General features: G+C 36.7%; 7 protein-coding genes and 1 pseudogene. 5 read left to right on the forward strand and 3 right to left on the reverse strand.

Annotated elements, in window-relative coordinates; all coding sequences use genetic code 11:
• Positions 1 to 71: 71 nt before the first annotated feature.
• Positions 72 to 506: an 8-oxo-dGTP diphosphatase MutT gene (gene mutT, locus ACT29I_RS02520; protein ID WP_444792625.1), complete on the reverse strand. Its 435-nt coding sequence runs from the start codon at positions 504 to 506 to the stop codon at positions 72 to 74.
• Positions 507 to 1,267: 761 nt separating this feature from the next.
• Here mutT and ACT29I_RS02525 point away from each other — a divergent pair.
• The 3 genes and pseudogenes from ACT29I_RS02525 (at position 1,268) to ACT29I_RS02535 (ending at position 4,881) form a co-directional block, all read left to right on the forward strand.
• Positions 1,268 to 3,268 carry a T9SS type A sorting domain-containing protein gene (locus ACT29I_RS02525; protein ID WP_444792626.1) on the forward strand — a complete coding sequence of 667 codons (2,001 nt, stop codon included), beginning with the start codon at positions 1,268 to 1,270 and terminating at the stop codon, positions 3,266 to 3,268.
• Between the two features lie 521 nt (positions 3,269 to 3,789).
• Positions 3,790 to 4,209 (forward strand): annotated as a pseudogene (locus ACT29I_RS02530) (transposase); the annotation flags it as partial.
• 84 nt (positions 4,210 to 4,293) lie between these two features.
• The gene (locus ACT29I_RS02535) at positions 4,294 to 4,881 is read left to right on the forward strand and encodes a pseudouridine synthase (RefSeq protein WP_430934569.1); all 588 of its coding nucleotides are present in this window, start codon (positions 4,294 to 4,296) and stop codon (positions 4,879 to 4,881) included.
• Positions 4,882 to 5,078: 197 nt separating this feature from the next.
• Here the strand turns inward: ACT29I_RS02535 and ACT29I_RS02540 are convergent, their stop codons facing one another.
• Positions 5,079 to 8,258, reverse strand: coding sequence for a T9SS type A sorting domain-containing protein (locus tag ACT29I_RS02540; RefSeq protein WP_444792627.1), 3,180 nt, complete (start codon positions 8,256 to 8,258; stop codon positions 5,079 to 5,081).
• Between the two features lie 279 nt (positions 8,259 to 8,537).
• Positions 8,538 to 9,188, reverse strand: coding sequence for a T9SS type A sorting domain-containing protein (locus tag ACT29I_RS02545; protein WP_444792628.1), 651 nt, complete (start codon positions 9,186 to 9,188; stop codon positions 8,538 to 8,540).
• Between the two features lie 335 nt (positions 9,189 to 9,523).
• Here ACT29I_RS02545 and ACT29I_RS02550 point away from each other — a divergent pair, with 335 nt between their 5' ends.
• Together ACT29I_RS02550 and ACT29I_RS02555 are read left to right on the forward strand one after the other, a co-directional pair.
• The gene (locus ACT29I_RS02550; protein ID WP_444792629.1) at positions 9,524 to 13,597 is read left to right on the forward strand and encodes a hybrid sensor histidine kinase/response regulator transcription factor; all 4,074 of its coding nucleotides are present in this window, start codon (positions 9,524 to 9,526) and stop codon (positions 13,595 to 13,597) included.
• 357 nt (positions 13,598 to 13,954) lie between these two features.
• Entirely contained in the window at positions 13,955 to 15,226 is a 1,272-nt protein-coding gene (locus ACT29I_RS02555; RefSeq protein WP_444792630.1) for a glycoside hydrolase family 117 protein, read from the forward strand.
• Positions 15,227 to 16,000 lie beyond the last annotated feature (774 nt).

The following is a 16,000-nucleotide window of genomic DNA, read 5'->3' on the forward strand; positions in this document are numbered from 1 at the left end:
ATACAGAAGATTGAAGTTAAAGACTTATCCTAAAACTCATTTCGGAATGATATTGATAAATAACCCGGTTATCAATAGGTTTTTCTGTTATCCAGCCCCGAGGGATGTAATATGGGTAAAGCTTTTACAAAGGGAATATCAGCGGGGGCAAAATTATACTTGCACAAATCAGATGGACTTACCCATGCCATCTGATCATGGTCATGTAGTAAGATATCTCCGGATAAATGACGGCAAAAATATGCTTTGAGCACAATGTGTTTTTCTTTATAATGATGATTGTTCTCCATAAAAAAGTCACCGACCTCAACCTTAATGTCCAATTCTTCCTCAATTTCCCTTGCCAGGCATTCTTCATCTGTTTCACCGTTATCTATTTTACCACCAGGAAACTCCCAGTAACCGCTGAGGTGCTTGCCGGGCGCCCTTCTGGTGATTAAAATTTTACCAGAATTAATTATTATAGCTGCAGTTACGGTTATCATTTTTTTAATACTTACTGGCATTCATGTTTGTTATAAGGATAAAAGAGATAGCAAATATATAACAATAGCTTCAATACTAAAGGTTGTGGATCTTGTTATGTTGATTGGCTTTTGTAATCAGGCAAAAAGCTTTTGAAGGCATGGATTACAAATCTGCGTTATAAATCACACTCCTAAGTTCTCTAACTTGTTTTGAATAATTGAAGAAGGGGTGTAAAGTGGTAATATTTTAAACTGAAGAAGAAAAATGTTTTTTGAGCTGTAAATCAAAGTGGGTTGGCCTGTCGAGGATTAGAAGGCCATTGAGGGTGTGAATTACCAATGGTTTTATAATTCCAGGAAGGGGCTTGTCCTTGTGTTTGAAAAACACTTACTTCTGCAGAATTATAAGCTATTGGGAAGAGAGCGTTGGCATTCTTCTCGGCTAGAGTTTTTTGCTTCGTTTTTGGGGCGATGCCAAAAATGAAGATGGGATAAGGCAACATCCCATTATTGAGAGATTTATTAGCGATTTTTTTAACGAAAGGTATGTGGCGAGGACGACGGTGTATAAAAAACATTATACACAATTCTCTGGAGGTAATATCATTTTAACCATGAAGTTAGCGCTTAATACGCTGCTGATGAGTAATCATAACGTTGAATACGAAAGTATATTTAACGTTCGTATAATAAAAGTTATTTAAACATCACCGTTTAAATATAAAATAACCCCCTATGATGTTTAGTTTTCTGGCATAATTTAGATTTTCATATACATACCCTTGAAAATCTAAATTATAATGAAAGTACTAAAAATATTATTTCTATTGGTGGTTGTCAATATCTGCATTCAATCATCCATATATGCCCAGGCATTAGGCTACAAAAATAACCGCATAGCTTGTAGTGCCGACGGAAACAATCAACCCGACCTGGAATATACCGGAACGTATAACACTGCCGATCCGGATGATTGGGGAGCAACACCCATGTCATTAGCTATATTGGCTAAAGCTAAGCTGCAGGATAAATTGGTACATTTTTCTTACAATAACTTTATGCCTTCTCCTGCTCATTCAACGGAGAAAAACTATATGAAGGTGAATGCCGAAGATGCGGCTAATCGTTTTAAGTATGACCTGGATGTATTTTTTGATGTAGGCACGCATAAAACAGAGGCCATTGCCAGTTTAAAGACTGAGCTGCAAAAATCAACAGCTGCTGATCCTTTGTACTTTATTCATATGGGACCATCAGAATTTTTCTATCAGGCCGTTAAAGCTGTTATTGATGATGGTGGAATAGAATCATTATCGCATGTTTACGTGATATCTCATAGTAATTACAACGATAATCACCTGAGGAGACCTACAGAGCATACCATGACACAATGTATTGAACTTAGTGGTAACAGATTAAACTATAAGTTGATAAAAGACCAGAACACTTGTGATATAGGTTATCAGGGGCTGTGCTCCAATCAGAATGCCTACCCTTGGAGAAATTTTAAAGACCATCGCGATCCTAATATGGTATGGTTGTACGAAAGAATGCAAGACCATAAACATGGTAAATACGATGTGTCGGATGCCGGCATGGTGTATTATCTATTAAAAAACAATGAAAATGCAAGTCCTTCTGCTCTGGATGATTTTTTTGGTTATGGTATTTTATTGCCTGGTGATGAACTTACAGAAGCGATAGATATTACGAAGGAAAGCGTTACTATATTTCCACAACGAAGATATCAGTTAAGTTTTTCAACAGTACCAGAGGAACCATGGGACGATTTTATGAGCTGGACTACGAGCAATGCTGAGGTAGCTTATGTTTCTCCTGCCGGTAAATTGGTTGGAGTTACTCCAGGTACCGCTACCATATCAGTAAGGGCAGGTATAGATGAAATAATTGATCAAATTGAAGTGAAGGTGGTAAGTGTTAGCAAATGCGAAACTTGCTCAGAGGATTGTGATTTAGTTGAAAAAGATGGTTTACTGGTGTTTGAAGCCGAACGCTTTGATTTAAAAGGAAGTTGGCAAGTGGTGAGTGGCGATAACTATGCCTCGGGAGGTAAGTACATAACTTATATGGGAGCGAATAGTTATAATTCACAAAACCTGGCAAATGAAATTTCTTACACTTTTACGATTAATAATCCGGGTCGTTATACCGTTAAATGGTTTATGCGTCAACCTGATGAAGCAGAAGGAGATTTATCGAACGATATATGGATTTACATAGATGGAGATTTAGGATATTCGGGAAGTGATAAGCTTACCTCGTATCAAAAATTTGTGGGCAGAAGCAAAACGGTATTTACCATGAACGGGCAACTGGATATTAACCACAGCTCATCCTCCCTGGTGGCCGATTTTGCTGCGGCCGGAGATTATACCCTAAAGGTTTGTGGTAGGTCGGAAAATATTCAGATTGATAAATTTGTCTTTTATAAAGGTTTATCGGCTGACGATGCAGAGTTTAAAGCATCGGATGTAACAGAAACAACTACCTGTATGGATGATGTGATTAGTGGTACAGTTGAAGACACAAGTATAGGCAAAGGGATTAAAGCACGGACTTTGAAAGTCTATCCCAACCCTGTAAAAGGTGAATTTAATATTGAGGCCCGGAAAACTGGCGTACTTAAAATTATTTCGATGGATGGAAGAATTATTCAAGCAAATGAGGTAAATATTGGAACAAATACCATAGTTATAAATCAATTGAAACCAGGTAATTATATCGTTCATTTAAAAGACTTAGATGGCTCCGATAGAGCAGTTATAACGATACGTAACTAAGAGTAGTTCAAATGTAAGATAGGCACGCTTTGCAAAAGCGCGCTAGGACTATGCCGAATGAAGTAATAATCTTATAGTAAAAGAAAACCTGTCGGGTAAGACAAAGATTAGGTCTAAAACTGAAAGAACTTTTTAATGAGTTTTGCATAGCCTAATAATGAGGGGACTATGTATTCTACCGCAAGTCTGTGACTTGTGGGTTGTTACATTTTATGTCACAAGTAGCAAACTTGCGATAGTTGAGGGGATAATGCAGGAGGTAAGGGAGTACCACTAGCGCATTCTATGCACACTGGCGCGCTTTTGTAAAGCGTGCCCATTGTCTATAAGGTTTTTCAAACCAAAATTTAACTGTTTTTGATATATTTGGTTTATTGTAAAACTAAATCGAGAGCTCTATGTCATCAAAGTATAAAGTTCGTAATCAGGAAGCCTTACATTTTGTTACAGCTACAATTATAGATTGGGTTGATTTGTTTACCCGACCAATATATAAACATATTTAGGTAGAGTCTTTAGAATATTGTCAGAATAAAAAAGATTTGAAAGTTCATGCTTATGTTATAATGACTAGCCACATTCACCTTATTGTAAGTTCTTCAGGTTCAAATCTAGAAGATATTATCCGTGATTTTAAGAAATATACATCTAAAGAACTGCTGGCTGCAATTAAAGAACATCCCGAAAGTAGAAGAGAGTGGCTTTTGAACAAGTTTAGTTATGCCGCAAACCGAATAAAAAGAGGTGCTAATTTTAAGATATGGAAAGATGGTTTTCATCCTGTTGAATTGGCAACAACTGAAATGTTAACACAACGATTAGATTATATTCATAAAAACCCTGTAGAAGAAGAGATCGTCATAAAACCAGAAGATTATAAATATTCTTCAGCTATTGATTATGCAGGCGGCAAAGGGGTATTAAGTTTAGTTCAAATATAAGATAGGCACGCTTTGCAAAAGCGCGCCAGAGGTATTGTCAATAATTACTACATTGCTGGCAAATTACAGCGTTATTTGATTTTAATGGAAAAACATCGTCATTTTATTATACATAAACCGTCAGGATTTCTATCCCAGTTTGTGAGTAACCAAAAAAAGTTGAAGAATAAGAAGTTATTAGGAGAGCTTTTTGATTTTCCCGAGAACACCATGTCCATTGGACGTCTGGATGAAAACTCTGAGGGTCTATTATTACTTACAACCGATGGTAAAGTTAGTGAACAGGTGAGAAGTAAAAGGGTAGAAAAGGAGTACTTTGCACAGTTGGATGGATTGCTAACGGATGAGGCTGTTAAGCAATTAGAACGTGGTGTAGAAATTGGTATACAAGGAAAAAAGTACACCACCTTACCATGCTCCGTAACACGTTTGGATTGCGCCCCTAACATAGAGCCATCGGGAAAGAAAATAAGAAGCGAAAGACATGGGCCAACCAGTTGGGCTTCAATAACCATAACGGAAGGGAAGTTCAGGCAAGTACGTAAAATGACCGCTGTGGTTGGTTTCCCTACGTTAAGGTTAATCAGGGTGCGTATAGGTGATATAAAACTGAACAACCTATCCACAGGCAGCGTTATTGAAGTGGATGAGATTAAAACTATGACTGAATAATCCTATAAAAGTTGTTATTAATTGTTTTAGGTTATAACCATACATAGTGCAATAAGCGGGCTATAATAAAATAAAAGAGCTAGAATACTAAAAGGATGTGCTCTTTGCTGTGTGTATTAAGATTTATAATTCGGTAGAGAAATGGTATTAAAAAAGCGCGGATTACAAATCCGCGCTAAATATCATCTCATATTGTATTAAATTTTAATAAACCTGCCAATGTGGTTTCCAATTACGATAAAATACAACCCCTTTTGTAAATCACTAACATCAATGGAACTATTGAGTAGGTTACCGGTCGAAATTATTTTGCCCAATGTATCGCTGATGGTATAGGTTTCGTTTGGTTTCATTTTTTTTACATAAATCTTCCCGTTACTTACCGGATTGGGGTAGATTTGTGATGGGTCCATTTTGGTTTTTCTTACTGAAATATCAGAGCTAATCGTTATCGTAATAGTATCTGATTTACCCAGTGCAGAAACCACAATTCTTGCTTCTCCGGCTTCAATAGCTGTAACTTCTCCTGTTTCAGAAACTGTAGCAAATTCTTCATCCAAAGATTCCCAGATTGCCGTTACTGGTGTAATTCCTAAAGGAAATACATTTGTTTCTAATTGTAGTTTTTCGTTTACCTTCATTTCTACATTTGAGCTAGTAATCGAAATACTATCAATTGTGCCAATCTCCGAGGATTGTAATAAAGCAGTGTAAACGCCCGATGATTCAACCGCACACCAAACCCTGTTGGGGTTTCCGGTATCAAAAGTAATATCACCTAACATCATACTGCCCCTGCCTTCGTTCATCTTTGTCCAGGTGTTTTTGTAGTCTAACCCGCCACCGGTTAAAGTATAAAAGGTTCCGGCATCTTCTTTATTATTGCTCGATGTTTCACGGGTAGCCACCAATAAAATATTCTCATCGTTAGGGCTCGTTCTAACAAGAGAGGTAAAAGGATGGTCGAATATTTTTTTCCAATCCGATATTTGGTAATCACCATTGGATTTATAGTCCGCAACCCAAACACCACCTTCGCCCCAATCTGCAACTGAACCTTCGCCACCTGCTGCAATATAAATTTTTGTGGGTTCACTATCTGTTAAGTGCAACTGAACATCCCACACAGATTTGATATTAGCAGGAATGGTTATTTTTGACCAGTTACTACTTCCATCCTCAGATCGGTATAAACCACCATCTACATATCCTGAAGTTCCTGCAGGGGCACGATATCGTTTAACGGCAGCATATAAACATGTTTCGTTACCTGGGTCCATAACCAAGGCTTTTACGCAAGCACTGTTGGTACCAATAAGGGTACCTGAGGTGTTTCTGCCTCCGGCTGTCAGGGGCAAACCACTGTTCATACAAGTCCAGGTGGTGCCTTCGTTGGTAGATTTATAAATACCTTTTTGGTCCTCGGGATCGTAAATCTTGGTTTGTCCCATGGGGCGGTTATCCGTGTCTATCACCTCGGCAATAGCATACATGGTTTTCCCATCGCTAGCAATCCGTAAATCGCTCCAGTAAATACATTTCATGTCCGCTACGTTTAAAGTATTCGGAACTTCAATGGGTTCGCCCATGGTGGTATGTGTATCGCTGGTGCGTGTACATTTTCTAATCTCACCTGTACGTTGCGACATATAATAAAACACCTCAGGATCGGTAGGGTGACAAGCCATGGTAATAGGCGTATTTAAAGGCTGACCAGGTGCCCATGTGGGACCAATATCAATCAATGCAGGAATGCGTTTAAGACCTACAATACCAGGAAAATTAGGATGCACCTGTGAAGTTGATTTAAAAGCCGAAGCTTCATATTGCATCACAAACATTTCGCCGGGATGATGAATGTCAGCTACTACCCCATAGGCTCCTGTGTCGTTGTTGCCATGTCCGTAGAATACATCATCCACTTGCGTATTGTCTACACTGGTCCACTCATCATTTTCGGCATCGTATTTATAGGTATGGTAACCTTTAACAGCAGAAACATATACAGTGCCATCCGCAGCTATAGCCATGGAACGAACTCCCCGGTTTTCGTAGCTGACAAATTCGGGTAATTTATGATCGGCTACCCCCAGTTCTACGTTTCTGTTGTTTCGATTGGGGTGATTAGTTGACCAATATGAATCTTTTGAGTAACCTGTTCCAATTCTAAAGGCAGGAAACCATTTGTCTCCACCATTATTGGTGCTCCAAACGCAACTGACAGTTGGTTTTGTGATGGTACCTCCCCAAACGGATAAATAGGCCTTGTTGGCATCTGTTGGATCGCAAAGTATATCAGAAAAATCTTGCAAAAATGAGTTAGGGATGTTTACTGAATTTTCTTCATCGTTAGTATATCCAAACCATTTTTCGAGCATGTATTTAAAATAGGTTTTATTGATATCCAACTGTGTTAAGTCCAAGTATAATTTGCTGGTTTTATTAGTCCAACCTAATGAAGCAGATGTAGTTTCAGGTGTTGTAGTTTTATAAATACCTCCTTTAGATGTTAATATGCTACCGTATACTTCGTATTCAATTTGTTGCAAGGCATAAACGGTTAATGTACCATTGCTCCATTGGTAATCGGCTTTTGAGCAGCCTTCTAAAATCTTGGTCCAGGCAGTGCTGGCATTATCTTTACGGTAAACACCCGATGATGTAGCAGCAAATAACATATTGGGGTATGTGTTGGTATTAGGATGACAGAAAACATCAAACACAGCTGTTGTGGCCTCCATTCCAGTTCCGGATATAGCTTCAATAGTGCGGGTGTCACGTGTAATATTCGTGATTTTCCAGACTTTAGGTGCGTTAACATCAATACTTGTAACAGGATTTGGATTAACACCTGTGCGATAATACTTATTGTCGAGCCCATTGGCCAGATACCAGGTGCCCTCATCGGTAGGGTGGGCGAAGGCAGTATACCAAACAGAATTGGGTTCCTGCCCCGAAGCATAGGAGCTTATTTTATCAAAATTTCGTCCTCCATCAGTACTCAGGAAAATGTCTTTCTTGTTTAAGCTTAAAACAATATCATTATTCTTAGGGTCGCTCACCACGCATTCGTCGCTCAGCGTATTTCGTTGTGTCCATACGCCGTTATACGGAACAGTGCTTTCCCAGTGTAAACCACCATCGGTGGATATATAATCGTTACCCATATCAGGAGCAGTCCATAATTTTAAGGGGTCAACCGCATCGGTATAAATAGCCCTGTTACTTCCTGCCATTCCAGGAGCTACCTGTCTCCAAACACCGGAAACATCCATGCCGTAATGTGCTGTTTCGTCTGAATTGGTTTGACTTTGCGCTACATTTATTGGGAATATTAAACAAGCTATTAATACTATCAGTGCATAATTATTCTTCATATCTATGTTGTTTTCTGTCAATCTGCTACTTATGCTATTAAAGGTGAATAACAAAATTTTCTTTTTACGTTTACACCAATCCGGCAATTGCCGGAGGCTTGCTAAAAGAAGATTTAAAAAGTCCCCTTTTGGGGATTTAGGGGTGAAAAGAAAATTCTGTCCCGTACCTCTATTTGAAGTTAGGTGATGTTTACAAATTTTTATACTTAAAAAAAATCCCATGCTTATATTTTAAGAGTTTATAGGCATGGGATTTTAAAACTTATATAATCTCAAAAATTACAATGCAATTTTAGTTGCAGTGTTACCCACTTTAACAATGTAGATACCTTTGTTTAATGCTAAAGGTATCTGAGCTGATGTTCCTTGAATTAAACCTGCTTGTACAACAGTACCGCTTAGGTTATAAACAGCATAAGCATTTTCCGTGGCATCTTTAATATATAAGGTGTTTCCTGAAACGTAAATTGAACCAGCTATTGCAGGAGAATTGATGTCAGTTGCTGTAGTAATTTCAACAACAAGATTAACGAAAGTAACACCGGAAGCAAATAAATTGTCTTCACCTTCTATGCCTTCATTTCTATGTAGTTGAATCATGTATCCATTACCACCGGTCATTGCAGGGCCAACAGGGGTATTAGCATCAATATCTATAGTTCCGGAAATATTTCCGTCTGCATCAGCAGTCATGGAACCAGTACCATAAATAGTGGATCCTTTCGACCATCCTGACCACAAAGTTAAGTTTCCATCTACTATATCACCTACTGCAAAACCTGATCCTGTAACAGTTATAGATGAACCAGCAGCCGCAGATAATCCCCAAACATAGTTTCCTGATTGAGGTTTTCCTTCTGCTTCAATAACTTGAGCAAATGAAGTAACGCATATAAGAGCAAATGCAATCATTAAGTAAATCTTTTTCATAAGATTAATAATTTAAGTTAATAAATAGATTTTAATATCAGGCTTCAAATAAATGTATAAAGCCTTAATGGTTTAATAATGAGATTAAAATTGGCAAGATTTAATTGATTTTAACAGGGTTGGTTTTATTGTAATTAGGGGAGAAAAATTTTAATATTAAATAGTATGGAGGCAGAATTCTAGGTTTTTATGAGCTCGAAAGGGGGGTAAAATATGAGTTAGAAAAGCTATAATGAAAAAATACCACCCATATAATCATGTTAATCGAGGTATTTTTAAGCACTTTTTTTATCTTGTGAGGATAAGTGTTCGAATTCTACAATAAACTGTATTCTATGAAGCTGCGTATTACCTTTTCTGCTATCTTTTTTTTATTGGTTACTTTTTTAAAGGCGCAATATTACAGTGTTGATGTTATCACAACCCAGGAAGGTCTTTCGCAAAATGATGTAACCACTATAATGCAAGATTCTCACGGTTTTATGTGGTTCGGCACCCATGACGGAATAAACCGTTTTGATGGAAAGACCTTTAAAAAATATTACAAAAGTAAAAATGGATTGGCCAGTGGAATTGTAACCCAAATAGTGGAGGATAAAAATAAAAATCTTTGGATAGCAACCATGGATAATGGAATTTCCCGATTAAATCTAAAAACCGGAAAAGTCGAAGAGAATTTAAAAAAGGACAATAGTTCTGCTGCTTTAACCGAAAATGCAGTTTATGATATAATATCTGATTCGAGTGGTGTTGTGTGGTATGTAACCGAACATGGACCTGGTAAAATAGAGCATATCGATGGTAAAACTGTTGTTTCTGATATTGAAATTAATACGGATAGAAATTTTTCTGCCACTAAGTTTAGAATTGACGAAAGTAATAGGTTATGGCTTTTGGGACACACCTTTTTGGGATATATTGAAAATGATAAACTGATTGCTTTAAGAGACCGTGAACACCAGAATTTTATGGATATTGCGGAGTATTCCGGTACATACTTGTTGGCTTCACACAAAAGAATTGGCCAAACGAAAGGAAAATACATTCTGGGAGTTCAAAAATATCATCTTGATTTTTGGAATACCATAATTAGAAGAGTAATTGTTGATTATGAAGGTAACTGCTGGGTAGGTACTCAGAAGGGACTTTATAAATTTAAATATAATAATTCACAGAAACAATTTGTCGTTGACAGAAGGTTTGCTGCGGAGAAAAGGAAACTTGGTTTATCCAATATAGATGTTAGGAGTTTATTTGTCGATAAAACAGGTATATTATATGTAGGTACCTACGGGGACGGTGTGAAAAAATTGAATCCCAAAGGAGAGAAGTTTCGACACTATTTGCCACACAAGGATGGTGTTATGAATAAGATTAGGTGTGTTTTTCAAGCTTCTGACAGCAAAATATATTTAGGAGATCATAAGGGAACCATATTTATTTGGAATAAAGATTGGATACAGGAAAATAATCTGTTAAAAGATACCTTTAATATAAACACCAGTGTAATATGTATGGCTGAAATAACTTCAGTAGATGGTAAACGGTCTGTTATTGCAGGAGGTGAGTATTATAAATCGCTGACCATTATTGCAGGAAATGAAATTGAATTGCCAGAAATAAAATCCAACGTTTTTACCATTATTCAGGATAACAATGGATTAGTTTGGGTAGGTACATACGGAGGTGGACTTTATAGGTTTGACCCCTCAGGTAAGATCCCTTTGAAATCCTTTAAATTAAGTGAAAATCCAAAGTCAATTTCATCCAATATTATACGTAGCTCATGTATTGATGCGGAAGGTAGGTTGTGGATAGGTGCAGATAATGGTCTTAATGTTTTAACGTTAAAAGAACAAATAAAGGATGAGCCATCGTTCATTAAAATTAAACACAGCCCCAACGACCCCAAAAGCATTAGTCATAATTATATTTTACCCATTATAAAAACCAGGAATGATGAAATCTGGATAGGAACAATGGGCGAAGGACTTAACCGATTAGTGAAGTTTGATAATCAAGGAAATGCTGAGTTTGAAAGGTATAATACTAAAACAGGTTTAATTAATAACCTGATTAGGTCGGTTGTTGAAGATGATGCAGGTAATCTCTGGATATCATCTAATAGAGGTATTTCTAAATTAAATCCAGCTACCAAAGAAGTAAAGAATTATGATGTTGAAAACGGGCTTCAGGACTATGAATTTAGCGATATAGCTGGAATCAGATTAAAGGATGGAATGTTACTTTTTGGCGGTGTGAACGGAGTGAATGCCTTTTATCCAATGGAAATCAAAACAGATTGGACTAACGCAATCCCCGTGTTTACAAGACTTATGATTTTAAACAATGAAATTAATGTGGGTGATACGGTAGGGAATAGTGTTATACTAAAAGAGGATATTAATGTTACTAATCATATCAATATAAAATATAAAAGCAATAGTTTTTCTGTTCAGTTTGCATCCTTGCATTATGCTGAACCAGGCAAAAATGAATGTAAATATATGTTGGAAGGTTTCGATACCAAGTGGATAGAAGCTAAATCGGGAGAGCAGGCTAAATACACCAACCTGAAACCAGGTGATTATACTTTAAAATTGATGGCTGCGAATGGAGATGGAGTTTGGAGTGATGAGGTTAAAGCGTTGAATGTTACTATACAACCACCGTTTTTACTAACAAATTTTATGTTTGCCGTTTATGCTGTGGCTTTCATATTTTTATTGCTGTTTTTCAGGAAGTTTTCAATCATTCGGATTGAAAGGAAGCATGAACTATCCATTGCTGAGTTAGAGAAGAAGAAAGAAAAAGAACTGAATCAAATGAAAATTCAGTTCTTCATGAATATATCTCACGAATTTAAAACGCCGCTAAGTTTAATTATTAACCCTTTAGAGCAGTTGCTAAGCAAAGAGAATGTCCCTTCTGGCGATAAGCTGAAAAAATATCATGGAGTAATGATGCGTAATGCCAAGTTACTTTTACGTTTGATTAACCAATTAATGGAGTTCAGGAAAATTGAGCTGGGAATGCTAAAGTTAAATGTGAGGGAAGGGGCTATAAAAGACTTTCTTACCAGTGTTTACGATTCATTTACCCCTATTGCGCAACAAAAGGATATTAAATTTAACTTTATTGCGCATGGGACTATTGAAAAACTTTGGGTAGATTATGATAAACTCGAAAAGGTGCTTTACAATGTTTTGTCAAATGCTTTTAAATATACGCCCGAAGAAGGGGAAATTAATTTAGAATTAATAGACGATGCTAGCGAGTACGTAACCATAATAGTTTCTGATAACGGAGAAGGTATTCCACAAGGAGCACAACAAGATGTTTTTAATAGGTATTACCGTGCCAACTCAACAAAATTGGCAAGCGGAACAGGTATTGGTTTGGCATATACCAAAAGCTTGATTGAATTGATGAAGGGTAAAATAGAGTTTAAAAGTAAGCAGAACGAAGGAACTGTTTTCTTTATCAAAATACCGAAAAACAAGAATGTATTTGGTAAATCCTCGCTTATTTCAGAAGACTTAATAGCCAACGATAAACTCATACCTGTTACATCCGATTTACTATTGGAAGAAAATACCTATGGTTTTAACGATAACGACAAGGTACATAATGATCAACTGCCTTCTATATTAATAGTTGAAGATAACAAAGACTTGTGTTCGGTGTTAAGCGATGCGCTGAGCAATAACTATAATGTGCATGTAGCTTATAATGGTTCAGAGGGTATTCAAAAATGCCACGATATATCACCCGATATTATTATTACGGATGTATCCATGCCGATAATGGATGGTATTGAAATGACCGATAAACTAAAGAATTCGGTAGAAACCTCTCATATTCCCATAGTCATGTTAACGGCCCATGCCACAGAAGAAGATCATATGAAAGGATTAAAGGTAGGGGCAGATATTTATATACACAAACCGTTTAATATCAATTTGCTTGGGGCACAAATAGTATCTCTTTTAAAGAACCGTCAGGCATTAAGAAATAAATTCCATAATAAAATTAATGTTCAACCATCCGAGATCAGCCCAACCAATAAGGATGAGGAATTTTTAAATGATTTGCTGAAGTTTATTGAAGATAATATTTCCAACCCAGAGCTTACAGTTCAACAAATGGCACAGCATTGCGGTTTTTCGCAAGTGAAACTAAATAATAAATTAGATGCACTTACCGGACAAAAAGCGAAGAAATTTATACGATCTATACGAATTAAAAGAGCTTGTCAGTTGTTGTTGCACGGAGATTTGTCAGTGGCCGAAGTAACTTATGATGTTGGTTTTAACGATTTGAGGTACTTTAGAGAATGTTTTACAGCTGAAACAGGATGTTTACCTTCGGAATATAAAAATAAGCATACTTCAGATAAAATAACCTAGAAAACAAATCATTTTAAAATCGTAAACAAAGTCACAGGACAGAGTTCAGCCTACGTTCCCTTTTTTTGGGAACCAGGCTTTCCATACATTACGTATTTTCAATATATATAGTTTATTGTAACATAGTTAAAATGTTTAAACTTAGGGGGTATTTATGTTGAACTTTTCTGGTGTAAAATATGACTGTGTATAATTTGCTGTATATAAGCGTCTTATATATATTAAAATAACTCCACCACAATACTTTATTTTCTGCTTGTCCATTTCGGAATACGTACCCTATATTTATCATGAGTAACCTGAATCTACCGGGCTTAAAAAATAATTTTAAACCAAAGTTCTAAAAGAATAGTTCCAATGTTGAAAATAGTTTTTTCGTTAATGTTGCTTTTACTTGTTTCTATTGCTTGCTCAGAGAAGGAAACAAACAATAAATCTGGTTTTCCGTTTGTACTGCCCAAAGAAAAGCCAGACAGGGATATGAGTGCAGCAATGGAACGTATCTACACCGATTATGAATCGCCCCAACCTCAGAATAATGAATTGTTCAGCCAGTTTAAATATACAGAATTGAAAGGGTTTGATTATAATAATAATGATGGTACAATATCTCGCAGGGATCCATCTAAAATATTGTTTCATAACGGTAAATACTATGTGTGGTATACGTATAGAAATACACCAACCCCGCCTCAAGGTGCTGCAAACTGCAACGATACCATTCCTTCATCAGACTGGGACCTTTCGGATATATGGTACGCCACTTCAGCAGATGGATTTAATTGGGAGGAACAGGGAATGGCGATTGCGAGACCGGAAAAACCTTTGGTGGGTTGGCGTTCGATCACCACTACGGATATCTTAAAGTGGAAAGGTAAATTTTATTTGTACTATCAGGGTTTTATGGAAGCGAGCGGGAAAAGAGGAGATGATTGTCCGGTAGCCGTGTCATACGCTGATTCGCCGGACGGTCCATGGACGCCATATAACAAAATTATTATTCCAAATGGAGAAGAAGGAGAATGGGACCAATATTCGATACACGACCCATACCCGTTGGTGCATAATGGCAAAATTTATATTTATTATAAGTCCGACTTTGGTGAAAAACCGCATCTAGTGCGTATGCAAGGATTAGCCATTGCGGAAAATCCATTGGGGCCATTCACAAAACACCCGTTAAACCCACTTATTACTTCGGGTCATGAAACATCACTATTTCCCTTTAAAGAAGGGGTTGCAGCATTGGTATATAAGGACGGTCCGGAGCATAATACCATTCAATATGCACAAGACTGGGTTAACTTTGAAATTGCTTCAATTACAGAATTAATGCCTTATGCAGCAGCCCCCTTTGTGCCCGATGCTTTTGACGACACAAAAGATGGGAGAGGGATAACTTGGGGAATCGCACATTTTATAAACGCAACCGGAAATTGGAACAAATATTGTTCAAAGCTGGTTAGATTTGATTGCGATTTAAGTCAGGATATCCACGATCCGGAAATGAAACAGCACCGGGTTAACCATAAACCCGATGTGTACTACCGTCAAAAATTAAGTAAAAAACAATTGCTTCGTATTGAACAGGAAAATCATCAGCTAATTCAGGTAAGTGGTTTGAAATAAAAAAATATTAATGAATTCTTAATTGGTACTTAGGTATAAAATCTAATCCAACCTTTATTGTTAGGGTTGGATTTTTTTTGGTTATTGGCATCAAATCAACCTATCAAAACAACAAGAATTCAAATCGGGTTGGTGGAATTATAGTGATAATGGTGAATATCAAATTTCTGATTGGCTAAAATATCGCAGTATATAACTGAAAATACGGACTGACACAAATAATAAATTCTCAGAGAAATTTTTTTCTTTTTATTAAGGATCGTTTAATAATTAAGATAATTATTCATAAAAAGAATGAAATGAGGATTAAAGGCTTAGCAGGTACAATAATAATTGTATCATTATTTCTAGTGTCATTAAAGTGTAATACAAGTCATGCTAAATAAAAATATAAACCTAATGTAATTGTTATACTTGCCCATGAATTGGGATATGCCGATGTGGGATTTCATAAGTTTGTAATGAAAGATGCGTATGCCCAAATCTGGATAAATTAGCAAATTCAGGCGTTGTTTTTGAGAATACTTATACAACTTCTTCAGTATGCAGTAATTCGCGATATTAAAACAACAGAATCATTTGAAAATACAACAACAACTGAGGTGTTTTGGACGAATTGATCAAGTTTATAAAATCAAAAAAGGATCAGCTATTGCACTTACACCATTAACGTGTGTACCGGAGCATTTAACCCGCCATATGCATTAGAAAATCTATTACACATTGAAATTGTTTCAAAACAAGACACTCCGCTGCTTCACTTCAACTCACCAT

It is taken from the genome of Saccharicrinis sp. GN24d3, from assembly GCF_052400645.1.
Taxonomy (GTDB): domain Bacteria; phylum Bacteroidota; class Bacteroidia; order Bacteroidales; family Marinilabiliaceae; genus Saccharicrinis.